A 23,434-nucleotide genomic window follows, 5' to 3' on the forward strand; every position below is an offset into this window, starting at 1 on the left:
TACATCGCCGCGGCCGGCGACGACATCGGCTGGGGCGGGCCCAGCGACGAACTGTTCCAGTGGTGGCTCGACCAGGACCGGGCTAGCAGCCTGTCCCTGTACGGCCGCAAGCTCTGGGAGACCATGAGCTCTTACTGGCCGACCGGCGACCAGCAGCCCAACGCCACCCCGGCGGAGATCGAATTCGCGCGAAACTGGCGGGACACGCCAAAGGTAGTGTTCTCCTCGACGATCGACAAGGTCGACTGGAACACCCGCCTGATCGCCGGCGACGCGATCGCCGAGATCACCCGGCTCAAGGCCGGGGACGGCGCCCCGATGAGCGTCGGCGGCGCAACGCTCGCCGGGGCGGCCATGCGGGCGGGGCTGATCGACGAGTACGCGCTGGCCACCCATCCGGTCCTGGTGGGCGGCGGCACTCCGTTCTTCACCTCGCTGGACAGCTGGGTGAACCTGAACCTGGTGGAGACGCGGACGTTTCCCGGCGGCGTGGTCCTGACCAGATACGAGACGAGGCGCTGAGCGCGATTCCTCCGCGCGGTCGGGGAAGTAGTCCACCACCAGCGGCCCCACGTCGACGGGCAGCAGATAGTCCGGAGTACGCCTGCGCACCGCCCCGGCGACCTCAGCCTTCAACAGAAACGGTTGCGCCACAATATGACCCACCGACACATCGAAGTCCGCGAGCAGCACCACAAAGTGATCCAATTCAATGACGTGGTGCCACGCTGAAGCACCCGCAGGCAGCTCTGCCCGTAAGCCGAACCCTCTGTGGCACGATCCAACAGGGGATCCATCACCTGACGCCCTCGGCTCAAGGTCTGGCGAAGAGTGTTGCCCAGCCACCCCACGAGCGTTAGCCATCCCAGGCCTGCAATTCGCCTGGCTGCACCCGCATTTCGCCCACCTTGACACTCTTGCGAAGCCGGCTCCTGCTATACGGCACGAGGACGACTATCGCCACACCCTCTGAGTGTTCCAACTCGACTCGAATGGCGTCGCCGCCCTCGACCCGCACATCGGCGACATACGCGGCTGCTCGCAGGGAATCCTTATCCGCAGTCACGCCGTCACGCAGAAGAGCCAGTACGTCGTTTGAATTTGGTCTCTCGCCCACGCCCGGGTCTGCCGCGCTCAAGGCGGTCAGCCCATCTTTCGCAATAGTTGCACCAAACGGACACAACTCTCCGCGACTTCCAACCGTCTCGATTGCAAAAGGTAGAACTGCATTGAGCAGTTTATCCAAGTCGTCCTGTGCCAGCTGTGATGCAGAATTCCGCCATGATGCCATGCAGTGAGTCTTGCGCATAACGAGTATCGGGAAATGATTTCGTTGTCGACTCGCCGGGCGGCGCATCCCACCGCGCTCGAGGACTCGTTCGCCGAACCCAAAGCAGTCGATCAGGGCTCCCGTAAGCCGGTCCCCCACCGGGGCAAGGGATATCCAAAATTTCCGCATCATGATTCGCCGGATGCGAAGGACATCGTTGACGAACTTACCCGCCGCGAAGTCAAGCTGAGCATCGGCGGCTCCGTCCACGACCCGACCGATCCCGTAGGCCGTCTTCTCTTCAACGTCCTGGCCATGGTCGCCGAATTCGAGGCAGACCTGATCCGGGCGCGGACTCGCGAACGCACGGCGGTCGCTAAGGCGAAGGGCCGCCTCCGTGGGGAAACAGCCGAAGCTTTCCAAGAAGCAGGAGGCCCACCTGGTCTCCGTTTACCGGGCAGGAATGCACACGACGGCGGAACTTGCCGAACTCTTCACCGTGGCGCGCTCAACCGTATACCGCGCCATCAGTGGCTTCAGCGTTGAACTGTATCCGCGCCGGTACGGACTACCACCACAGGGCAATGGGCATGGTGCACTGCATGGCTCGACACCGACCCCAGGAGCATTCCGGCGAAGCCGCCGTGGCCATGCGATCCGACCACCAGGAGATCGGCCCCGGTTGCAGCCTTCGCGAGTACGTCGGCGGGATGCCCCTCTGTCACTTCACCGGTGACCACAAGGCCGGTTCCGGATGCCCGCCGCAGCGCCCCAGCGTTTGCGCGCCGGGCGTTGTCGCCGAACGAATCATGGTCCTCAGCCTTGCCGGCAGCATCACCAATGACGGGGTAATGCCATGCTGTGACGACGTGAACCTCCCCGGTTCTCAGCCGGGCTTCCTCAAGGGCCCAATCCAGCGCCGCCAGCGACGAGTCCGACCCATCGACCCCGACGACAATCAGGAAAACCGTACCCGCCGTCATCGTGCCTCCCTACGGAAACTGCGTGTTCGCCACGACGTCGTGCCGCACGGCCCACGATCCTCCCGTCGCACCGTGGAATCAAGGGGGTGCCACTGCTGGAGGCGCCCGTGGCGGGCAACGAGAAGGGCGCCGGAGGACAGGTCCTCCGGCGCCCTTCTCAAACCACGGGCAGCCACTCTCAGGAGAGGAGCGCCTGCATAGCGACATAGGCGGCGATCACCAGCACCAGGATGCCAAAGCCCCGCTTGAGGACTTTGTCCGGGATGCCAGTGCCGATCCGCCCCGCCATGAGCGATGCGACCATCGCGGCGCCGGCAAAGGCTGCCGTGACGGCCCAGTCGATCTGCAGATCACCCAGGTGGGCGGCGAAGCCGGCCGCCGAGTTGATCACGATGATCACCAGGGAGGTCCCGACTGTCAACGCCATCGGGAGTCCGAGAATCAGGGTGAGCGCCGGGACGATCAGGAAGCCGCCGCCCACGCCCAGCAGACCGGTCAGGAACCCGACGACGGCGCCGGTGGCGATTGCCTTGGGCAGGCAGCTGCGCCAGTTGACGCCGCCGCCGGGCAGTGCGCAGGCACCGCCTAAGGATTTGGACGGCATCAGCATTCGGATGCCGGCGAAGACCATGATTGCGGCAAAAGCCAGCAACAGGATCTTCGGGTCCAGAAGCCGGTTGACCATCGCGCCAAGGTACGCCGTCACGGTTCCTGCCGCGCCGATGATCAGCGCCAGGCGCCAGTTGACGCCGGCCCGCAGCCGGGGCAGCACCGCGACGGCGGAGGAAGCGCCGACGACGACCAGCGACGTCGGGATTGCCGCCGCAAGCGGCAGCCCCACGCCATAGACCAGGGCGGGCACGGCGAGGATGGATCCGCCGCCCCCGACCAGGCCCAGCAGGCCACCGACGATCAGCCCGAAGGCCGCCGCGGAGATGATCATGCCCGGGCGTCCAGGTTCTTCAGGGCCTGGTGTGCGGTGGGCTCGTTCGCGGAGCGGTTCCACGGCATCTTGGAGAGCATCTGACCCATGGCACAGCTATTAGTGGCCGCGGAGAACGTCAGGCCGGCGCCGATACCGCCGGCAATCAGGCCGAGTTTGGGCGAGATGAACTTGCTGCCGAGCACGCCGGCCAGGACAAGGGAACCGGCGGTCATCCGGACCTGACGTTCCAGGGCCCAGGCGCCACGGCCGCGGACAACGTTCCCGCCGGCCGCCTCATAGGCGGGCACCCCGCCGGACAGGACACTGGCACTGGCCAGGCCGACGGAGTCCAGGTGCTTGCGGGCCTGTTCGGCCCGATTGCCGGACTGGCAGACAAGGACCACGCGGGTGCCCATCTTGGCCGCGAACTCTTCAGTGTGTTCGCTGAGCATGGCCAGCGGCACATGGTACGAGCCGTTGATGTGCAGGGCATCGAACTCTGCGCCGCTGCGCACGTCGATGATCATCAGATCATCGTGGTTGTCTTCCCAGGCCTTCAGGGTCGAGGCATCGATGGATTTGGGAGCGGTATCAAGGGCAGTGGTCGTGTTCAAGGAAGTCATGATCTCTTTCGGTATATCTTGGAGCATTTCTTGTGGCGGCCCCGCGCTTGCGGGTGGCCGTCCTCCACCGCCCGCTTCGGCACGTCAGGGACACGGTCCGGGCAGGTGGAAGCCCGGGCGGCGTTTGGGGGCGCGCCGCCCGGGCAGTCTGGTGGGATCAGCCGGTCGGGAAGCCCGCGGCCGTCCAGTCAAGCATTCCGCCGGGCACGGTGTACGCCGTGAAGCCTTCGGCCGTGAGCTGGTCCGCGGCCACCGCACTCCGGCGCCCGCTGCGGCACACGGCGATGACGGGACGGGATTTGTCCAGGTCGCCGAGGCGCCGGCCCAGCTCGCCAAGGGCAATGTGCCTGGCACCGGGGATCATGCCTTCGGCAACTTCAGCTGATTCGCGGACATCCACAATCTGGGCATCACTGCCGCTCTTGAGCTGTTCTGCGAGCTGCTGTGGGGTGATTTCCATGTGCTGGACCTTTCGGTAGGACGGGGCTGAGGTGCTACAAAAACTAAGGACCCGGCGGTTCCCGGCGGGCATCTCCCTCCTTCAATAATGATACCCCCAGGGGTATAAAGCAAACCGGCGGCACCCTTGAAGTAATACCCCCAGGGGTATAGAGTTCCTCTATGGCAACCATCGACATTTCCGAAAAGACCTTCAACGACACCATCACCGGCAACGGCATCGTGCTGGTGGATTTCTGGGCAGCCTGGTGCGGCCCTTGCCGGATGTTCGCCCCCACCTTCAGCAAGGCCTCCGAGAACCACAAGGACGTCGTCTTCGCCAAAGTGGACACCGAGGCCGAGCCGGGCCTCTCCGCTGCCGCCCGCATCACCTCCATCCCCACCCTGATGGCCTTTCGGGACGGGATCCTCGTCTTCTCCCAGCCCGGGGCAATGAACGCGGCCGGGCTGGAGCAGCTCGTCACCGCCATCAAGGACCTGGACATGGACGAGGTCCGGGCAAAAATTGCCGCCGTCCCGGCATCCTAGGACAGCAACGGACCCCCAGCCCCGACCGGGGCTTCCGGGGCATGCCCCACCTACGGATCGAGAAGCACACATGAGCAGCGAACCAGTCATCACAGCCCCGGGCAGTACAACTCCGGCCCCTGGCCCCGCGTCCGGCGACAGCCAGCCGGTACACGTCGTGCACCGGGGCGGTGACCGCTTCGACATCAATGTCCGCGGTCACGTCATCCGGACCGACCAGCCGGCCGGCGACGGCGGGGAGGACACCGGCCCCACCCCGACAGAGCTGTTCGTTGCGAGCCTCGCCGGCTGTGTCGCGTTCTACGCCCGCCGCTACCTGGACCGGCACAACCTGCCCACCGAGGGCCTGGCCGTGGAGGCGGATTTCCGCATGGGCTCACGCCCCGCACGCGTTACCCGGATCGATGTACACCTCGCCATCCCCGCCGGCGTGCCCGCCGAACGCCGCGAGGCTCTCCTCGCCGTCGCTTCCCACTGCACGGTGCACAACTCACTGACAACAGTCCCCGAGATCTCGGTGGACTTCGCCCTCGACCCCGGACGGCCGAACGCAAACCCCTAGGGCGTGTCTCCTTATTGGCGTAGCCAGATGACGACGGCGTAGAGGACGACGCCGGCACGGTACGTCAGCGCGAGTTTGTCGTAGCGGGTGGCAATGGCGCGCCATTGTTTGAAGAGGCTGAAGGACCTTTCGACGCTATTGCGGCCTTTGTAGGTCTCGGAGTCGAAGTCCACCGGGCGGCCGCCGCGTGATCCGCGGCGTTTGCGGTGTCCGATCTGGTCAGAGGGTTCAGGGATGACGGCTTTGATGCCCCGGCTGCGCAGCAGTGACGGGTTCGCCCGCGACGAGTACGCCTTGTCGCCCATCACGGCATCCGGCCGTGTCCGGGGACGGCCGCCCCCGAGACGAGGAACCCGAATCGCGCCCATGACGACGGGGAACATCGGCGAGCCGCCACCTTGTCCGGGGCCAAGAACCATCGCCAGCGGTCGGCCTTTACCGTCACAGGCGTGATGATTCTTGGTACTCAGCCCACCCCGGGAGCGGCCGATGGCGTGGTCGGGCGGTTCCTCAAGCAGTTTCTTGTAATTCGGGAGTTCCCCCTGTGGTGCGGGGAAGGTTCGTCCCGTGCTGGTGGGCCCGGTTGACGGTCGAGTCCACCGAAACTGTCCAGTCGATCTGCCCGGCCGCACCGGTACCGGTAAATAATGCCTTCAACAACCTGGCGGTGGCCACGGAACGGCCGGCCCCGCTGCCCGTCCGAACTCGGCAGCAACGGCTCGATCCGGGACCACTGCTCATCACTCAAAACAGATGTTCTCGACACCCCTCAAGCATTCCAGCCAACAAGTCCCCGATTTAGGAGACACGCCCTAGGCCCCCAGCAGGCCACGGCTTGGAATGCGGGCGTCATCCGCGCCACGCGGGGCGGCGGCGCCATAAACAGCAACCCGCGGGCCGCCAAAGGAACAATCCCCACGCCCGGCAAGCCAGCCGACCTTCACAGCCCACGGGGGAAGTGGAGGCTGCCGACGGGACCAAAACGCCGACAGCAGACCCTGCGGATCGCCGCCTGGCCTTGGGCTGCACCCTCGGGACCGGCCCGACGCAGCCAGCGCATCCGGCCGCATCCGTCCTGGATAGAGGTCTTAGTCAGGCCACGGTCACCGCGGGAGCAGGTCCGCCGCCGATCCTCACCAAGGTGTGCCCGATGACTCAGCGGCTTCGACTCGTTTCCCTGTAATACGTCCCCGTACTCCGCGGACGTATTACAGGGCAGGTACTGAGCGCCGGGTCAGGCGCAGGTGCAGCGCCGTTCCACCGGAACGTCGGCCATCACCGATTCGACATGCTCGCCGCAGCCGGCCCAGGTGATCTTTCCACAGTTGTTGCAACGGACGGGACTGCACATTATGACTCCTCAGTAGGTTGGCTACATCCTCAATAATACCCCCAGGGGTATCGTTTGCCAAGACGCAGGACCCCTCTTGCATACCCCCTGGGGTATCTGAGAGACTGACGGAATGCCAACAACTCCCGGGTCCGCAGGACCACGGCTCATCGCGCCTCCGGCCGGCCCCGCCGTCGCCGTCCCCCCGCAGCGCAAAGTCGTCACTGTCCTGGTCGGCGGGCAGATTCTCGGCGGCATCGGCATGGGCGCGACCTTGTCGCTGGGTTCGCTGCTGGCGGCACAGCTTTCCGGATCACCGGCGTGGTCCGGCATGGCCGCGACCATGAGTACTCTGGGGGCGGCACTATCCGCCATACCCCTGGCCCGGCTTGCAGTCGCCCGGGGGCGGCGGATTTCGCTGTCCACCGGGGCGCTGATCGCAGGAACAGGCGCCGTCATCGCCATCACTGCAGCATCGGTCTCGGTCTTTCCCCTGCTGCTGCTCGGCCTGATGTTGCTCGGGGCGGGATCCGCGGTCAACCTGCAGGCCAGGTTTGCCGCCACTGACCTTGCCCGGCCCGGCACCAGGGCGCGGGACCTCTCCATCGTCGTCTGGTCCACCACCATCGGTGCCGTGCTGGGGCCCAACCTCTTCGGTCCGGGCGAGGCCGTTGGCGCGGTGCTCGGTCTGCCGCCCCTGACCGGCGCCTTCGCCTTCTCTGTGGCCGCGCAGCTGGCCGCGGCCCTCGTATACCTGGCCGGGCTGCGCCCGGACCCGCTGCTGGCGGCGATGTCGATGCGGGACGACGGCGTCGCGGTGCCCCGGCCCCGGAGCGGCACGCTGATACTGCGCAGCAACCCGAGGGCGCGATACGCCGTGGCCGCCGTCGCACTCAGCCACGCCACGATGGTGGCACTGATGTCCATGACACCGGTCCACCTGCGCGAGCACGGAGCAAGCCTGACAATTGTGGGCTTCACCATCAGCCTGCACATAGCGGGGATGTACGCCCTCTCCCCCGTGTTCGGATGGCTGGCGGACAAAACCGGGAGGCTGCGCGTCATACTTCTGGGCCAGGGCATGCTCCTGGCCTCCCTGATAATCGCCGGTGTCGCCGCGGACTCCCGCACCGCCGTGACGATCAGCCTCGTCCTGCTCGGACTCGGGTGGTCGGCTTCGGTCGTGGCGGGCTCTGCGATGGTGGCGGAATCGGTCCACATCCAGGACCGTCCGGCCATCCAGGGGATCTCGGACCTCAGCATGAATGCCGCAGGCGCCCTCGGCGGGGCCCTGGCGGGCCCGGTTCTTGCCTCAATGGGCTACTCCGGGCTGGGTTTCCTCGCCATGGCCCTGGTGGCTGTCGTGGTCATCTGGACTGCACTGCACGCCCGCCGCACACCGGCGCTCCCGCAACCCGTGCCCAGCTAGGACCAGACATGGATGCGGACAACCGGGTCGGGGGATTAGTGGCGAGCGACAGTGGCGGGGCAAAGGCCGAAGCGTGGCATCAGCTGATCGGTAATTTCCGTCTGCTGCGAAGCTGGCGGCCGGTCCGAAGGGCCGGCGCAGGCATCGCCGCTGCTGCTGCCGCCGCTGTTGTCGTGTCCATGAACGGCATGATGACCCCACCCGGTGCGGCGTGGTGGAACGCCGTAATTATCGCAGCCGGCTCGATTCTGGCCGGCCTCATCGTCGGCAGCTACCTCGGCGCACCCATCGGAGCCGAAGCCACCGTTTGCGACACCCGCTGGCCCGTGATCGGCCTTACCGGAATGGTCATCGCAACGTCCACCGGCCAGGGGAACCTGGCAGCCCATCTGTTCACCGGCGCCGCCCCCACGGTGCTGGCCGGAGCGATCCAGCCTGCCTTCGCCCTCCTCTCACTGGCCCTTCTGGGGTGGGCGCTGCGGGCCCGCCTCGACCTGGAGCGGAGAGCCGTAACCCCCTCCACCGAGGGGGATGCCGGCGATGTGTGCACGACCTGCCGCCCGCTCTTTCCCACCAAAGCGGGCCCATCGAGAGGACCTTCCACCTGATGTCAGCACGCATCACAGGCGGACGTAGGCCCACCCTTCCCACTGCCGCGACGCCAGGTGCGCAATGGCCGCCGGCACGGACCCGACACCGGAAGACAACTGCTCCGGCGTCAGGCCCACAGAACGAAGGCTGTTCCCGCACGCAAGGATCCTGATCCCCCGGGCCACGGCTTCGCTGACCGGCTCATCCAGGGTTGACCCTGCGGCCAACAGACCCACCCCGGGGCCCTGCACAACGACCTCGACCGGGACACCCGGAGCGAGTGCGGCCACCGCGTTGGCCGCACTGCGCAGGACTGCCGAGATTCCGGCGCTGTCGGCCGGTCCAGCGGAGTGGACCAGGAGACCGCGTGCAGTTCCCGCGTCCGGGGCATTGTTTGAAGATTCGGTGTTCGGCATGACAGCTCCTTATCGATGGCAAGGCCTCGGCCCGGGGAAGAATCGGCGGCCGCTATCCCATCGCATGCTGTGCCAGAGGCGGGTAAGTCCGGGCCACCGGCCTCATCGTCCCAGCATGGACGCCGGCGGCAGGGCAAACGGTGCGGCGGGGAACTGCTGCGCTGCAGCATCCATGAGATGCCCCCATTGGCCGCCGGCAATATCGGCGCCGTCGACGGCGGCATAGTACTTTCCGTTGATCGTGATGTTCTGGTTGACCCAGCGCGGGCCGATGCCCTGGTAGCTTCCGAACCATGATGCCGTGGATATGCCCGAGGTTGCACCGACGGTCCAGGTCATGGTGTTCCCGTCGGTGGTGCCGGTTTTGGCGAAAATGTCATGGCTCTTGTTGACCGGGATGTTGTAGCCGGAGCCCCTGGTCAGCACGTTCTTCAGGGCGTAGGTGACACCGGCAGCGACATCGGGGTCGATGGCTTGCCGGCAGTCCGCGCCGGGCACAGGGTAGTTCCGTCCATGCGGGCCGGTCACCGAGTCCAGGGCGATCGGGTCGCAGTGCACTCCCTTGGCGGCGAACGTGGCGTAGGCGTTGGCCATTGTCAGCGGGGCTACGTCCTGGGTCCCGATCAGGTTGGCGATGCTGGACAGGTCGTAGGGCTGGTTCGTGTGTCCGTTGGTGACTCCTGCCGCCGTCGCCATCTTTTGGATGTTGCAGAAATCCAGCTGCGCGGCGGACTGGAAGGTGATGGTGTTGATCGATTGGTAGAGGCCCTGCAGGACGCTCATCCGGTAGTAATGGTTGGGGTCGTCGTTCGGCAGCGGGGTCTGGCCGAGGGCAGGGTCGTAGGAGCCGGTGGTGACTCCGCAGGAGTTCTTCCAGGGATATCCGGCCCTGTAGACGCGGACCGATCCGTCCAGCTGGGTGGCCATTGATTTTCCGGCGTTGAGCCATTCAGCGAAGATGAACGGCTTCATGGTGGAACCGATCTGGAACCCGCCGGCACCGTCGAGAGGCTGGCCGGTGGCGTCTTTCTCGGGCAGGGCGAAGTTGCCCATGTAGTTGCCCGGCGCCGTGGCGGGATTGTAGACGGTGTTCTGCGCCATGGTCAGAACCTTGCCGGTGCCGGGTTGGACGCTGACCAGCGAGGAACCGCGCTGCAGGGGATCCGCGGCGGGCATGGAGGCGTCAACCTGCTCCTGGGCTACTTTTTGGAGCGCCGGGTCCAGGGTCGTGTGGATGGTGAGCCCGCCCAGGTACAGGAGCTTCTTGCGGGCCGCTTCATCGGCCCCGAAGGCGGGGTCGTTGAGGATCAGCCGCTGGACGTAGTCGCAGAAGTACGGCGCCGTCGCCGCGCCGAAGCAGCCCTGGCTGCTGGGGTGGACGTTCAGGCCGATCGGCGCTTTCACGGCGGCGTCGTGTTCCGATGCGGTGATACGTCCTTGTTGGAGCATCTTGTCCAGGACTTCGTTCCTGCGGGCCACCACGTGGTCAGGCTCGGTGAGCGGGTCGTAGTAGACGGGACTGTTCACGACGCCGGCCAGGGCTGCGGCCTCGGGCAGGGTCAGGGCACTGGCGGGGACGTTGAAGTATTCCTGGGCGGCGGCGTCGATGCCGTAGGCGCCGTTGCCGAAATAGACGATGTTCAGGTAGCCCTGCAGGATCTGGTCCTTGGAGTATTTCGTCTCCAGGGCAATGGCGAGCTTCATTTCCCGCAGCTTGTCGCCGATCGTCTTGGCGTAGCCCAGCTTGACCTGATCGCCTTTGCCCTGCGAGACAAGGGATTCGATGATCATGTTGTTCACGTACTGCTGCGTGATGGTGGAGGCGCCCTGGCGTCCGCCCTGCGCGGTAGCCACGATCGCCCTCAGGATCCCGGTGGTGTCGATTCCCCCGTGCTGGTAGAAGCGCGCGTCCTCGATGGCGACGATCCCGTCCCGAATGAACGGGGACATCTTCTCCAGCGCCACGGGCGCACGGTTTTCCGCGTAGAAGGTGGCAATCACGGACCCGTCGCTGGCCAGCACCGTCGAGGCCGCGGGCGGGGCATTCATGTCCAGGTCATCGGGCAGCCGGTCAAACATGCCGATCGAATTGCTGACAGCCGTTCCCGCCACGGCGGTCGCCGGCAGGAGGAGTCCCGCGACCAGAACGCCGCAGAGCGCACCGGCACCAACGAAGGAGAGGATCTTCCCCCATCGCGAGTCCCTACTTGGCATCAGTGTGTTCCCTCGGTGCGCTCTCCTGTTTCGGCCGCAGGCCGGACGACGGCGGTTGTTGATCGGCGTCGGCGCCTGCGGCGACGGCGTCCGGGATGGCGACCGAGCGCCCGCGGCGGAAGAGCAGGACGAATCCGGCGGCCCCTGCCAGGAAGATCAGTGCCGCCACCCAGGTGTTCACCCGGAGCCCCAGGATCAGGTTGGCGTAGTCCGAGCGCATCAGCTCAAAGGCAAACCGCCCGGCCGTGTAGCCCGCGACGTAGAGCGCGAAAACGCTTCCGGCTCCGAGGCTGAATCTCCGGTCCAGGTAGAGGATCAGGAAGCCGACCGCGACGCACCAGAGGGACTCGTAGAGGAACGTGGGCTGGAAGTAGCCGAGCACGACCGGGGCGCCGGAGGCGTCGGTGAGCGCGGACCCGGTGGCGGTGTCCATCTGGTGGATCTGGAGTTTCCACGGCAGCGTGGTCGGGTCCCCGTAGAGTTCGTTGTTGAACCAGTTCCCCCAGCGGCCCAGGGCCTGGGCAAAGAGCACGCCCGGGGCGACCGAGTCCAGGAAGGCTACCAGTGAGACGCCTGCCCTGCGGCAGCCGATCCACGCCCCCAGAACCCCCAGCGCTACCGCACCCCAGATGCCCAGGCCGCCGTCCCAGATGGCGAACGCGTTCCAGGGGTTCCTGCCGGGAACGAAGTACAGTTCCGGGTCGGTGATGACGTGATAGATCCGGCCGCCGATAATTCCCGCGGGAATAGCCCACAGGCAGATGTCCAGAACCTGGCCGGGGTGGCCGCCGCGGGCCGCCCAGCGGCGGGATCCCAGCCAGATGGCCACCGCGATGCCGGCCATGATGCAGAGGGCATAGAAGTGGATGGTCAGCGGGCCCACGTGAAAGGCACTGACCGTGGGTGAAGGAATGAAGGAATCACTGGCAGTCATTAGTTCGGTCACAGAACTATTCTATATGGGGGAATTATCGGGATAGGCTGGCCCCGTGGACATGGCCGAAGTATCACTACCGGAGAATGAGACCGCCGGCACCGCCGCGTGGTCATTGACCGGCGCCATCACACGTCTGCGCCGCGTTCTGCGCTCGAGCGTGCGGCAGGAGTTTCCCTGGGAATCACTGCCCATGGCCCAGGTCGAAGTCCTCCAGCGACTGGCCGACGAACCGGGCCTGGGCGTTAGCGGACTTGCCGCTCGTCAGCGCCTGGCAACCAACACGGTGAGCAACCTGGTCCAACAAATGGTGACGTCCGGACTCGTGGAACGCCTGGCCCGTCCCGGCGATCGCCGGTCCGTGAGCCTGAGCCTGACCCCTCAGGGCACTGAGGTGCTGGGCGCGTGGCAGGCAGCCAATGACCGCCGCGTCGGCCATGCCCTGAAGCGTTTGCCGTCCACCTATCAGAAAGCCATCGAAGACGCAGTGCCCGCCCTGGCCGCGCTCGCGGCCCTGCTGGAATCCGACGAGCAGAACCGGGACAGCCGCCCGGGAACAGAGCCGACCCCGCCCCGATGAGCCCTACAGGCTCACGCGGTACTCACACCGCGCCCGATGGCGCAGAATCAGTCTCGGATTCCTCCGTCGGCTTCCGCCGGACCAGTGCGGTGGGGATGTTCTTCGAGAACAGCAGCGAAAGCGATCCGATGAACACCAGGGCCACCATCGATGCCCTGAGCGAGGACACCTGCGAGTCGGCGTACAGCGTAGTCAGCGTGGCGGCGTCGCCGGGTGAAAGGCCCGCCTGCGTCGCGATGTCGTCCACGGTGGACACCGGCACAATGTTGACGCCGGCCTGCGTTTGGGCCGCAACGAGATCCTTCACGTTGCTTGGAAGGTCGCTGCTGTCCACAGCACCCAGGAACGAGCTCGAAAGCGACGCGATCAGGACGGATCCGATAAGGGCCGTTCCCAGCGAGGAACCGAGGTTCTGGAAGATCCCCTGGAGCCCGCCGATCTCACTGGACCGCTCGACCCCGACACTCGACATCGTCACGTTGCCGATCTGGGATGCCAGCAGCCCCAGGGCGGCTCCCGCGAAGAACATTCCGACCGCAAAGAGCACGCTCCTGAGGTCCAGGGACACCGATCCGAGCAACACGAAGCTGCTCGCCACCAGAATGAGCTGTCCGAGTCGAACAATGCGCCGCGGGGACCATATGGACGTCAGCCGGGTGCCAACAACCGAAAATAGAATCAGCGAAACCGAGAGCGGAAAGATCTTGATGCCGGTATCGAGCGCGTTGAGTCCAAGGGTCATCTGCAAATACACCGGAATCATGAAGAACAGGCCCGCCGTGATCATGTACTGGGCGGCGAGGACGGACAAGCCGGAACGCAGTTGTTTGATCGACAACATCGAGACATGGACCAGCGGCGGACGCCCCCGCCGGATGAGTGCTTCCTGCCGGGCGAAGAAAGCCCACAGCAGGAACCCGCCGGCCAATATCAGGTAGGGCACCAGGGACAGGCCCAGCGGATTGATCGGAACGCCGCCGATCTCCGGCGAGTGCTTGGGCAAAATCCAGCCCCACGTCTTGCTTTGGAGCATGGCGAAAACGATCAGGGTCAGGCCCGCCGCCGAGAGCAGGACGCTGACACCATCGATCTTGATGCTTTGCGGGCGGCTGGTGTCAGGCACAAGGCGTGAAAGGACGACCACGGCCGCCATCACCACGACTTCGCCAACGAACACATACCTCCAGCTCAGGTACGTTGTGACGTAGCCGCCGATAAGGGGGCCCAGTGCGACGGCGGCGCCCGAGGTCGCCCCGATGATCGCGAACCCGGTCACCCTGTCCTGGTCCTGATAATTGTTGGCGATGAGGGCCGCGATGGCGGGTATCACCAGGACGGCCCCGATGCCTTCGATCACGGACCACCCGATAAAGAGGACCACGATGTTGGGACTGAGTGCGGTGAGCAGGGAGCCGCAGGCGTAGATGATGGAGCCGATGACGAAGGCGCGCCTCCGCCCCCAGACGTCGCCGAGTTTCGCGCCGAGCAGCATCAGTGAGGCCATGGTCAGCGTATAGAAGGTGATGGCAGCCTGCATCGCGGCTACGGTCGTGTTGAGGTCCTTCACGACTGTCGAGATCGAAACGTTCATCACGGTGCTGTCCAGCACCATGACGAATTGTGCGCAGCCTAGGATGATGCCGGCGGTCCACTTTTTCATTGGGTGACACGCAGTTCTCGAGGTGTTGTGCGCAGCCGCTGCGGGGCGCGGCGTGCGCCTGGCTCACGTCATGCCGCCCGTTCCGGAAGCGTGGCGGTACATACCGCCGGTCCGCTGGCCCCGCTGACGGCACGGGCGACGATGTAGCCCATGAGGGCAGGTCATGAACGGCCGGGTCAGGCCCGGCTCAAGGCTTTCGCCTTGAGTGCATCGAACTCGCCCTGGGTCAGGGTGCCGGCGTCGAGCAGTTCCTTGGCCTTGGCGATTTCCTGGGTGGGGGACGCTGCGGCAACGGAACGGATGTATTCAGCCGTTTCGGCCTGTGCCTGCCGTGCACTCTTAGCCTGGCGTTCCGCCATGCTGCGGCCGCGCGCGATCAGGTAGACAAGAACGGTGAGGAACGGCACGAAAACCAGGAATAGTATCCACACGGCCTTGAGCCAGCCGTTGAGGTCGCGGTCCCGGAAAATATCGGAGATCACGGCAAAAAGGGCAAACAGGTACGAGACGAATGCAAATCCCCAAAAGAATAGCCAGATGACGTTCCAGAATTGCTCCACGGGAGCCATCCTTTCGTTCCGAGGAAGCCCTGCTGGCATTCCCTTAAGGGCCAAAGTAGTCTTCCCTGACACCCGCCATTAGGACCATAAGGCCTGTATTGAGCGGGGTGGGGCCGCCATGCTCCACCTCTGTGCACGGAGAGCGCAACCGCCTCGAAATCGGGCATTACCCAGGTGACATTTATCCCAATGCCCTGGCCTTGAGCATCTGGAATTCATCGCGGGTGATCGTGCCTTCATCAAGGAGCCTTTTCGCCGCCGCGATCTGTTCGGCGGGGTTGCTGTTGGCGGTCCGACGAACGTAGTCCGCCATGTCATCACCGGCGTCGGCCTGGGTTGCGTCCTGTCGCGCGGATTCCCGCACGGCCATTTGCTGCCCGTAGAACAACATGTAGGCAAGGCAACCGAGGAGCGGGAGGAGGAGAACGGCCAGAATCCACAAGGCCTTTACCCATCCGGGGCGCAGACGATCCGAAAAAATGTCCTTGATGACCAGAAACAGCACTATCAGGTACGCGGCGAACATAACGAACGAAAACATGAGCCAAATGGCATCCCAAAAACCCATTGCCTCCGCCTTTCGAGAGACCCTGATGCCTTCATGAGCCGGGGCGACTCAGGCGATCGACTCAGCTCGCCCCAAGCCTACGCACGGGGCATGCATTGTCAATGAATCGCATTGACGCTCCAGTGAGCGACGTCGGTCCTCGTCCAGTCGGACCCGACTCGACGAGGTGAACGAACGATGAATTATTGTTCCGTAGCAACGACGGCGGCGCGCCGCCTGATAGCACCTGATAGCATCAGCCCAAATGGGCACACCCGGCGCGGTGGATGGCGTCATTGTGGGTCGACGGTGACCAGGTTTTGGGCCGCGATCCGGGCATGTCTTGAGAGATTTGGGCGTCACCACTTCCTGGGAGGACCTCATGACCGACGACACCACGCCGCCCGCGGCACCTCGAATTGTGACCGCTGAGCATGCCCGGCTGGCTGAGGCCACGGGTGCGGCGGAGGATGTCCTGTTCGAGGCGAATCCCTGGTACGAGTGGGGGCCTTATCTGTCGGAGCGGGCCTGGGGCACGGTTCGGGAGGACTACAGCGACAGTGGTGACGCGTGGGATTATTTTCCGCACGATCATGCCCGGTCCCGTGCGTTCCGGTGGAACGAGGACGGCATGGCAGGGCTGTCCGACATTCGCCATGACCTGTGTTTGGGTTTGGCGCTGTGGAACGGGGCCGATCCTATCCTGAAGGAGCGGATGTTCGGGCTGACCGGTCCGCAAGGCAACCACGGGGAGGACGTCAAAGAATACTGGTGGTACCCGGACGCGTTGCCCAGCCATGCATGGCTGCGGTGGCGGTATCACTACCCCCAGGCAGCGTTTCCCTATCAGCAGCTGGTCGAGGAGAACGCCCGTCGTTCCCGGGACGAACCCGAGTTCGAGTTGCTGGATACCGGTGCCTTCGACGGGGGCCGGTACTGGTCCGTGGATGTCGCATACGCGAAGGCCTCACCGACCGAGGTACTTGCCCGGATCACCCTCGAAAACCATTCATCCGAGGAAGCAGCGATTTCGGTGTTGCCCACCATGTGGTTCCGCAACACGTGGCGGGTCTCGGGCGGCGAGGCGCCGTCGTTGTTCCTGGACGGGGACGGGGTCGCGGTCGAGCACCCGCGACTGGCCGGCTACCGGCTCGATGCTGCTCCCACCAAGGAGGGCGTCCGGCCACAGGCGTTGTTCTGTGACAACGAGACGAACACGGCCCGCCTGTTCGGGTCGGCTCCCGTCACCGCCTATCCGAAGGACGGCATCAACGACCACGTGGTCTCCGGCGCAGACACCGTCAATCCGCAACATCGGGGCACCAAGGCATCCTGGTGGCATCAGGTGACCGTGCCGGGCGGCGGTCGGGTCGAACTGCGGCTGCGGCTGCACCGGCCGTCCCCCGGCCAGGTCACACCCCCGGCCGGCTGGTCGGGCTCTTACTTCGATGACGTCATGGCAGCCCGGGAGCGGGACGCGGACGAGTTCTACGCGGCGATCGCCCCCGCTGAGATCGCTGCCGAACCGATGCAGGTGATGCGCCAGTCCTGCGCAGGGCTGATCTGGAGCAAGCAAATGTACCCGTATCGGGTCAACCGATGGTTGGATGGCGACCCCACCCAGCCGGCCCCGCCGGCCGGGCATCGTAACGGCCGGAACACGGGGTGGCGGCACCTGGACTCGTTCGACGTGCTTGCCATGCCCGACCCGTGGGAGTACCCGTGGTTCGCGGCCTGGGATCTGGCGTTTCACTCCATCACCTGGGCGCACCTGGATCCCGCGTTCGCCAAATACCAGCTGCTGGTGCTCCTTCGGGAGTGGTTCCAGCATCCGAACGGTGCGCTGCCCTCCTACGAGTGGAACTTCGACGATGTCAATCCGCCAGTCCATGCGCTGGCCGCCATCCGGGTGTTCGTCATCGACGGCGGCACCGACCTGCACTTCCTGAAGCGGGTGTTCAACAAGCTGCTGCTGAATTTCACCTGGTGGCTCAACCGGCAGGACCCCGACGGGAACAACCTGTTCGGCGGCGGCTTTTTGGGTTTGGACAACATCAGCCCAATCGACCGATCCCACCTGCCCCCGGGCTTCAAGCTGGACCAGGCCGACGGCACCGCGTGGATGGCGTACTACTCGGTGGCCATGCTCACCCTGGCCACCAAACTCGCCGAATACGACGACGTCTATGAGGACATGGTGGTGAAATTCCTGGAACAGACCGTACTGATCATGGACGCGCTGGAGGATTCAGGCTGCTATGACACCGAGGACGGCTTCTTCTACGACCGGCTCACCGACCCTTCCGGGAACAGCTTCCCGATCAGGGTGCAGACCCTCGTCGGGTTGATCCCGGCACTGCCCGCGGTCGCGCTCCCCACCCAGGACACAGACCGGAACCGCCGGCTGCGGAAGCGGTTCGCCAGCCGGTTGGAACAGACCGAGCGGCACGAGATCCTCGATTGGCAGGTCCGCGGATCCGGGGAGTCCAGGCGGACGCTGCTGTCGGTCCTCCCGATGGACAAGCTCGCCCGGCTATTCGGTACCTTGTTTGACGAGGAGGCGTTCCTGTCTCCCCACGGCCTGCGATCGCTCTCCAAGCGCCACAACACGCCCTACACGGTTCCGGGACTGCCCACCGCCGCAATACAGTACGAACCAGCCGAATCGCGGACCGCCATGTACGGCGGCAATTCCAACTGGCGGGGACCTGTGTGGCTGCCGGTCAACTACCTCATCATCCGGGCCCTGCTGCAGTACGACCAGTTCTTCGGTCCCGAGTTCACCGTCGAATACCCCACCCGTTCCGGTCACCACCTGACCCTGCGGGAGATAGCCGGTGACCTCGCCGATCGCCTGGTGAGCATTTGGCTCCCCGGGCCGGACGGACGCAGGCCGGTCTATGGTGGTGTGGACCTGTTGCAGAACGATCCCGCGTGGAAGGACAACCTGCTGTTCTACGAGTACTTCCACGGCGACAACGGGGCCGGACTCGGCGCCATGCACCAGACCGGGTGGTCCGCGCTGGTCGCGGACCTCCTCCTGGACCCGCCCCACCATAGCCACCGGCTGGTGTTCGGGGACACGGCGGACGCCGCCACCACGACAGGACCGCCGGAAACAACCATGTTCAACAAGATTGAGGGGCGGCTGTCCGTCTCAGGAGAGTCACGATCGGCGAGGGAGCTGTGATGGATGGGGTGTTAGCGCGGGACCGGCCACCGGGCCTGACGCCACCTGTGGCCCACCCCTTTATCTACGAGATCAACACATGGGCTTGGCTCGAAGCACTCAGCGTGGAAGAAGACAGACCGATCGATCTGGGCTCCGTCCCGCCACGGCACTGGGACGAGATTGCCGGCCTGGGCTTCGATTCGGTCTGGTTGATGGGGGTCTGGCGTCGCAGCCCCGCCGGAATCGAGATCGCGCTGGCAAATCCAGCTCTGCGGTCCGATTTCCAGGCGGCTCTTCCCGATTGGCGTGCCGAGGACGTTGTCGGGTCGCCATACTGCGTCAGGGACTATGTGGTCGACGACCGCCTGGGTGGGCCCGCCGGGCTTTCCGCCGCCCGGGAGGCGCTCGCAGTGCGAGGTCTCCGCTTGATTCTGGACTTCGTGCCCAACCATGTCGCCCCGGATCATCCGTGGACTACGGGGAAACCCGGGCTCTTCGTACCGGGAACCGCGGCGGATCGGGACCGGGATCCGACGTCGTTCGTCGAGGTGGGCGACCGGGTGCTCGCCAACGGACGGGATCCCTACTTCCCGGCGTGGCCGGACGTGGTTCAGCTCAATGCCTTCGACCCCGCCCTGCGATCGGCGGCAGTGGAGACAGTCAGATCGATCGCCGATCAGTGCGACGGGGTGCGTTGCGACATGGCGATGCTGGTCATGAACGATGTTTTCGCCCGCACCTGGGGCGGCCGGGTCGGGCCTGCACCGAGCGCAGAGTACTGGCCTACGGTGATCACCGCCGTCCGTGAATCCCACCCCGGTTTCGTGTTCGTCGCCGAAGCCTATTGGGATCTTGAGTGGTCCCTGATGCAGCAGGGCTTCGACTACTGCTACGACAAGCGTTTGTATGACCGCCTTCTCCGCGGTAGTGCCGAGGAGGTGCGGCTTCACCTGCTGGCGGAGCCAACGTATCAGAACGCCCTCGTCCGGTTCGTGGAGAATCACGACGAGCCACGGGCCGCGGCTGCGTTCGGGGGCGGCCGTACACAGGCGGCGGCGGTGGCGGCACTGACCCAGACCGGGGCACGGCTGATTCACCACGGCCAGCTGTTGGGGTGGCGGGTACGCCTTCCGGTGTTCCTCGGTCGTTTCCCTGCCGAGCCGCCCGATGACGAGCTGGCGGCTTTCTACCGCCGGCTCCTGGCGGTTGTCGCCGACCCGACCTTTCGGGCCGGGCACTGGCAATTGTGTGAACGGGCGGGGTGGCCGGGCGACAACAGCTTCGAAAACCTCGTCGCCTGGAGCTGGGAAGGCGCCACCCGGTGGCTGATCGTCGTGAATCTGAGCGATGCGCCCTCAACAGGTCGAGTGAGCGCGCCGTGGCCGGACCTGCGTGGACACCGGTGGCAGTTGACTGACCAAACCCAGGACATGCGTTTCGACCGCGCCGGCGACGATCTGGTCGACGGGCTGTTCGTCAGGCTTGACGCATGGAAATGGCATTTGCTCCGCCTCGACCCATTGCCGGAAAGCGCTGACACCCACTGACGGCAAAGTCCGACACAACAACGGCCCTAGAAGAAGTGCCGTTCGCTGGCCGCGTCGGGCGAGGGATGCACGACGGGAGCCTCGCCGAGTTCGAGCAGGATGTCGTTGATGCTCAGCTGGCCGTCCAGCTGTGGATCCAGCTGCACCGGGACGATCGCGTCCGGGACGGCGTCGGTACTCATGCCACGATCATATGCGCGGACCGGCACGGTGCCCGGGGGCCACGCCGTCCGGGCATTGTGCGCCGTCGTAAGCCTTTTCTCCGCATGGCGAGGCTTCCACGGCCGGACACCACGACGCCGGAGCGGCGAGGCTACGCTTGTAGGTATGCCCTCTCCAAGCCCGCAAGCCCCCCGCCCGCCAGTCCACGACGCCGCCAAATCCGGCCTCCGCCCCGGGCAGACGGCCGCCCTGGCCGCCTGCGCCGATGCCTTCCTGATTCTGCTCTTCGCGGCGATTGGCCGCGATGCGCACCAGCGGGGTGAAATCATCACGGGCGTCTTTGCCACCGCGTGGCCGTTCCTGGCAGGCGCGGCACTTGCATGGCTCGTCCTCCGGTTGTGGCGAGACCCCCTGCGGCTATGGCCGGCCGGCGTCGGCGTCTGGCTCGGAACCGTCGGCGTCGGCATGATCCTGCGCGCCGTCACCGGGCAGACGGTGGTGCTGCCGTTCATCATCGTGGCCCTGCTGAGCCTCGGGGTTTTCCTCATGGGTTACCGCCTTGTGGCAGCCGGCGTGCGGCGGCTGCGTTCACGCCGCCGGCAGGCCTGATGCACTAGGCTTGCAGAAGATGGCAGGGCCCGCACACGGGCCGCCGACAGGCCCGCAAACGGCGCAACCGATCCGGAAAGGCTCACACGTGGTCACCGCATTCGTCCTGATCAAGACAGACGCTTCACGCATCCCGGAGACCGCTGAGGAAATCTCCGCCATCACGGGCATCAGCGAGGTCTATTCGGTGACCGGCGAATGGGACCTGATCGCCATTGCCCGGGTCGCCAAGCATGAAGACCTTGCCGAAGTCATCGCCGACAAACTCTCCAAGGTTCCGGGCGTGGTGCACACCACGACGCAGATCGCCTTCCGTGCGTACTCCCAGCACGACCTCGACGCGGCTTTCGCCCTCGGGTTCGAACAGTAGCCGGCGCCAAGTAGCGCAAACGTCAAGGGCGGGGCGGCAGATTCTGCCGGCCCCGCCCTTGTTCAATAGGTCTGGCTAACGCCGCGGCACGTGCCGTCGGTCAGGCTCAGGCAGCCTGCGACAACGCGACCCACCGGTCCAACACCGCGGAGGCCGCCCCGGACTCAATGGATTCCTCGGCTCGCTTCAGCGCAGCCGCCATGCGCTCCGCGAGAGGACCGGCGGCGTCGAGGTCGAACGCCACGAGGCCGGCGGCGGCGTTGAGTAGCGCCGCATCGCGGGCCGGCCCCGGCGCGCCGGCGAGGACAGCACGGACGACGGCGGCATTGGCCGCAGCGTCTCCGCCGCGCAACTCCTCGAGCGTCGCCTGCCGGACGCCGAGCTCCCGCGGATCAAACGTCTCTTCCTTAACCTCGCCGTTGCGGATCTCCCACACCCGCGACGGGCCGGTGGTGGTCAGTTCATCCAGACCGTCATTGCCGCGGAACACCAGGCCCCGGCTCCCCCGCTTGGCCAACACGCCGGCCACGAGGGGGGCCATCCGCTCATTGGCGACCCCCACGGCCGAAGCCTGGACATGTGCCGGGTTGATCATCGGGCCCAGGAAGTTGAACGCGGTCGGGACGCCGAGTTCCCGGCGGGCGACGGCGGCGTGCCGCATCGAGGGGTGGAACACCTGGGCGAAGCAGAAGGTGATCCCGGCTTCTTCGGCGTTGAGCGCCACGCGGGGGATCGGCAGATCCAGCCGGACGCCGAGCGCCTCCAGGACATCGGCGGATCCCGACGACGACGACGACGCCCGGTTGCCGTGCTTGACCACCTTCGCACCGGCGCCGGCACAGATCAGCGCGGCCATCGTCGAGATGTTGACGGTGTTCTGCTGATCGCCGCCGGTGCCGACGATGTCCAGCTTCTCGCCGGCAATGTCAATGGGGTTGGCGTTGGCCACCATGGCTTCCACGAGGCCGGCAACTTCATCAACGGTCTCGCCCTTGGAGCGCAGGGCCACGAGGAAACCGGCCACCTGGACCGGCGTGGCCTCGCCCGACATGATCGAGTTCATGGCCCATTCGGTGCTCCCGGCGGTAAGGTCCGCGCCGCCGATGAGTGCGTTGATGAGCCGCGGCCAGGTGTTGCCTGCCGCCTGTGCGGATGCCTGAGAAGTCACCTCCCGATGCTATCGAGGTCGGCCCCGCAAAGACCAATGTGAACCCCTCCGGGAACTTTTCCGCGCGAATTCGCGTCTTTGTAGAAAAAGTCCTCCGAAATGGCGGTTTGCGTTGGGCAGGACGGACTTTTATAGACATAATGTCTATGTGACATCTGCGACCCATGCCCCCAGTACCCCGGCGCACCCGACGCTGAACCGCCCGAACATGGTTTCTGTTGGAACCGTTGTGTGGCTGTCCAGTGAGTTGATGTTCTTCGCCGGTCTCTTCGCCATGTACTTCACACTCCGTTCGACCTCCGGACTGATGTGGGCTGAAGAGACAGCCAAGCTCAACTTCCCCTTTGCGCTCGTTAACACGATCGTCCTTGTGGCAAGTTCCTTTACTTGCCAGATGGGCGTCTTCGCTGCGGAGCGGCTCCAGCCGCGCCGCACCGGCGGAGTCTTTAGCTTCACCCGCTGGGGGATGAACGGATGGTTCATCCTCACGTTCCTCATGGGTGCCTTCTTCGTTGCCGGCCAGACGACCGAGTACTCCATGCTCGTTTCCGAGCACGTCTCGCTGTCCTCCAACGCCTACGGTTCCGCCTTCTACATAACGACGGGCTTCCACGGCCTGCACGTCATCGGCGGCCTGATTGCCTTCCTGCTCATCATGGGCCGCTCCTTCGCCGCGAAGAAGTTCGGCCACTTTGAAGCAACCTCGGCGATTGTCACCTCGTACTACTGGCACTTCGTGGACGTCGTCTGGATTGGCCTCTTCCTGGTCATCTACGTCCTCAAGTAGCCCTGACT

At 65.4% G+C, this 23,434-nt stretch carries 24 protein-coding genes and 2 pseudogenes; 12 read left to right on the top strand and 14 right to left on the bottom strand.

Translation table 11 applies throughout. The features are described from left to right. Positions 1–522, top strand: a 522-nt coding sequence (locus BLR03_RS08270) for a dihydrofolate reductase family protein (RefSeq protein WP_139184488.1), incomplete at its 5' end; no start/stop codon positions are given. Between the two features lie 334 nt (positions 523–856). On the opposite strand, the gene BLR03_RS23915 is transcribed toward BLR03_RS08270, so the two are convergent. Further along, positions 857–1,291, bottom strand: a complete 435-nt coding sequence (locus BLR03_RS23915; protein ID WP_139184489.1) for a hypothetical protein — start codon at positions 1,289–1,291, stop codon at positions 857–859. Positions 1,292–1,468: 177 nt separating this feature from the next. Here BLR03_RS23915 and BLR03_RS08280 point away from each other — a divergent pair. After that, positions 1,469–1,799: pseudogene (locus BLR03_RS08280) on the top strand (recombinase family protein); the annotation flags it as partial. Positions 1,800–1,806: 7 nt separating this feature from the next. On the opposite strand, the gene BLR03_RS08285 reads toward BLR03_RS08280, so the two are convergent. The 4 genes from BLR03_RS08285 to BLR03_RS08300 form a co-directional block, all read right to left on the bottom strand. Beyond that, entirely contained in the window at positions 1,807–2,253 is a 447-nt protein-coding gene (locus BLR03_RS08285) for a universal stress protein (RefSeq protein WP_091251606.1), read from the bottom strand. Positions 2,254–2,431: 178 nt separating this feature from the next. Beyond that, complete coding sequence (locus BLR03_RS08290; protein ID WP_091251608.1) at positions 2,432–3,196, bottom strand: sulfite exporter TauE/SafE family protein; 765 nt, start codon at positions 3,194–3,196, stop codon at positions 2,432–2,434. Further along, entirely contained in the window at positions 3,193–3,801 is a 609-nt protein-coding gene (locus tag BLR03_RS08295; protein ID WP_091251609.1) for a rhodanese-like domain-containing protein, read from the bottom strand. The genes BLR03_RS08290 and BLR03_RS08295 overlap by 4 nt, the downstream gene beginning before the upstream one ends. Before the next feature lie 157 nt (positions 3,802–3,958). Next, entirely contained in the window at positions 3,959–4,261 is a 303-nt protein-coding gene (locus BLR03_RS08300; RefSeq protein ID WP_091251611.1) for a rhodanese-like domain-containing protein, read from the bottom strand. Positions 4,262–4,422: 161 nt separating this feature from the next. Between BLR03_RS08300 and trxA the strand changes: the two genes are divergently transcribed. Beyond that, the gene (gene trxA, locus BLR03_RS08305) at positions 4,423–4,788 is read left to right on the top strand and encodes a thioredoxin (protein WP_091251612.1); all 366 of its coding nucleotides are present in this window, start codon (positions 4,423–4,425) and stop codon (positions 4,786–4,788) included. A gap of 70 nt (positions 4,789–4,858) precedes the next feature. Next, the gene (locus BLR03_RS08310) at positions 4,859–5,350 is read left to right on the top strand and encodes an OsmC family protein (RefSeq protein WP_091251614.1); all 492 of its coding nucleotides are present in this window, start codon (positions 4,859–4,861) and stop codon (positions 5,348–5,350) included. A gap of 11 nt (positions 5,351–5,361) precedes the next feature. Here the strand turns inward: BLR03_RS08310 and BLR03_RS08315 are convergent. Beyond that, a pseudogene (locus tag BLR03_RS08315) lies at positions 5,362–6,116 on the bottom strand (IS5 family transposase). Positions 6,117–6,813: 697 nt separating this feature from the next. On the opposite strand from BLR03_RS08315, the gene BLR03_RS08320 reads away from it, so the two are divergent. Together BLR03_RS08320 and BLR03_RS08325 are read left to right on the top strand one after the other, a co-directional pair. Then, a complete protein-coding gene (locus BLR03_RS08320) occupies positions 6,814–8,109 on the top strand; it encodes an MFS transporter (RefSeq protein ID WP_091251616.1) in 1,296 nt (431 codons plus the stop codon). A gap of 8 nt (positions 8,110–8,117) precedes the next feature. After that, a complete protein-coding gene (locus BLR03_RS08325) occupies positions 8,118–8,717 on the top strand; it encodes a hypothetical protein (protein ID WP_091251618.1) in 600 nt (199 codons plus the stop codon). A gap of 12 nt (positions 8,718–8,729) precedes the next feature. Here BLR03_RS08325 and BLR03_RS08330 read toward each other — a convergent pair whose 3' ends face one another. The 3 genes from BLR03_RS08330 to lgt all read right to left on the bottom strand — a co-directional run bounded on the left by BLR03_RS08330 (position 8,730) and on the right by lgt (position 12,264). Further along, positions 8,730–9,116, bottom strand: coding sequence for a DsrE family protein (locus tag BLR03_RS08330; protein WP_091251619.1), 387 nt, complete (start codon positions 9,114–9,116; stop codon positions 8,730–8,732). A gap of 102 nt (positions 9,117–9,218) precedes the next feature. Further along, positions 9,219–11,330, bottom strand: a complete 2,112-nt coding sequence (locus BLR03_RS08335) for a transglycosylase domain-containing protein (protein WP_091251621.1) — start codon at positions 11,328–11,330, stop codon at positions 9,219–9,221. Next, the gene (gene lgt / locus BLR03_RS08340; RefSeq protein WP_091251622.1) at positions 11,320–12,264 is read right to left on the bottom strand and encodes a prolipoprotein diacylglyceryl transferase; all 945 of its coding nucleotides are present in this window, start codon (positions 12,262–12,264) and stop codon (positions 11,320–11,322) included. Before lgt ends, BLR03_RS08335 begins: the two co-directional genes overlap by 11 nt. Before the next feature lie 61 nt (positions 12,265–12,325). Between lgt and BLR03_RS08345 the strand changes: the two genes are divergently transcribed. Further along, the gene (locus tag BLR03_RS08345) at positions 12,326–12,844 is read left to right on the top strand and encodes a MarR family winged helix-turn-helix transcriptional regulator (protein ID WP_091251863.1); all 519 of its coding nucleotides are present in this window, start codon (positions 12,326–12,328) and stop codon (positions 12,842–12,844) included. A gap of 22 nt (positions 12,845–12,866) precedes the next feature. On the opposite strand, the gene BLR03_RS08350 is transcribed toward BLR03_RS08345, so the two are convergent. The 3 genes from BLR03_RS08350 to BLR03_RS08360 form a co-directional block, all read right to left on the bottom strand. Next, positions 12,867–14,504, bottom strand: a complete 1,638-nt coding sequence (locus tag BLR03_RS08350; protein ID WP_091251624.1) for an MFS transporter — start codon at positions 14,502–14,504, stop codon at positions 12,867–12,869. A gap of 176 nt (positions 14,505–14,680) precedes the next feature. Next, positions 14,681–15,073: an SHOCT domain-containing protein gene (locus BLR03_RS08355; RefSeq protein WP_091251625.1), complete on the bottom strand. Its 393-nt coding sequence runs from the start codon at positions 15,071–15,073 to the stop codon at positions 14,681–14,683. A 172-nt stretch (positions 15,074–15,245) separates the two neighbouring features. Further along, positions 15,246–15,632: an SHOCT domain-containing protein gene (locus tag BLR03_RS08360; protein WP_091251627.1), complete on the bottom strand. Its 387-nt coding sequence runs from the start codon at positions 15,630–15,632 to the stop codon at positions 15,246–15,248. A 361-nt stretch (positions 15,633–15,993) separates the two neighbouring features. Between BLR03_RS08360 and BLR03_RS08365 the strand changes: the two genes are divergently transcribed. Together BLR03_RS08365 and BLR03_RS08370 are read left to right on the top strand one after the other, a co-directional pair. Next, complete coding sequence (locus BLR03_RS08365; protein ID WP_139184490.1) at positions 15,994–18,801, top strand: MGH1-like glycoside hydrolase domain-containing protein; 2,808 nt, start codon at positions 15,994–15,996, stop codon at positions 18,799–18,801. Then, a complete protein-coding gene (locus tag BLR03_RS08370; RefSeq protein ID WP_091251629.1) occupies positions 18,801–20,330 on the top strand; it encodes an alpha-amylase family protein in 1,530 nt (509 codons plus the stop codon). The genes BLR03_RS08365 and BLR03_RS08370 overlap by 1 nt, the downstream gene beginning before the upstream one ends. A gap of 26 nt (positions 20,331–20,356) precedes the next feature. Here BLR03_RS08370 and BLR03_RS24360 read toward each other — a convergent pair whose 3' ends face one another. Beyond that, the gene (locus BLR03_RS24360; RefSeq protein ID WP_161958273.1) at positions 20,357–20,512 is read right to left on the bottom strand and encodes a hypothetical protein; all 156 of its coding nucleotides are present in this window, start codon (positions 20,510–20,512) and stop codon (positions 20,357–20,359) included. Positions 20,513–20,657: 145 nt separating this feature from the next. Between BLR03_RS24360 and BLR03_RS08375 the strand changes: the two genes are divergently transcribed. Together BLR03_RS08375 and BLR03_RS08380 are read left to right on the top strand one after the other, a co-directional pair. Next, entirely contained in the window at positions 20,658–21,101 is a 444-nt protein-coding gene (locus BLR03_RS08375; RefSeq protein WP_091251632.1) for a DUF3054 domain-containing protein, read from the top strand. A gap of 88 nt (positions 21,102–21,189) precedes the next feature. After that, positions 21,190–21,471 carry an Lrp/AsnC family transcriptional regulator gene (locus BLR03_RS08380; protein ID WP_091251634.1) on the top strand — a complete coding sequence of 94 codons (282 nt, stop codon included), beginning with the start codon at positions 21,190–21,192 and terminating at the stop codon, positions 21,469–21,471. Between the two features lie 106 nt (positions 21,472–21,577). On the opposite strand, the gene trpD is transcribed toward BLR03_RS08380, so the two are convergent. After that, the gene (gene trpD / locus BLR03_RS08385; protein WP_091251636.1) at positions 21,578–22,639 is read right to left on the bottom strand and encodes an anthranilate phosphoribosyltransferase; all 1,062 of its coding nucleotides are present in this window, start codon (positions 22,637–22,639) and stop codon (positions 21,578–21,580) included. A 112-nt stretch (positions 22,640–22,751) separates the two neighbouring features. On the opposite strand from trpD, the gene BLR03_RS08390 reads away from it, so the two are divergent. Beyond that, a complete protein-coding gene (locus BLR03_RS08390) occupies positions 22,752–23,426 on the top strand; it encodes an aa3-type cytochrome oxidase subunit III (protein WP_302846579.1) in 675 nt (224 codons plus the stop codon). Positions 23,427–23,434 lie beyond the last annotated feature (8 nt).

The sequence above is a fragment of the Arthrobacter sp. ok909 genome, from assembly GCF_900104405.1.
Taxonomy (GTDB): Bacteria; Actinomycetota; Actinomycetes; order Actinomycetales; family Micrococcaceae; genus Arthrobacter; species Arthrobacter humicola.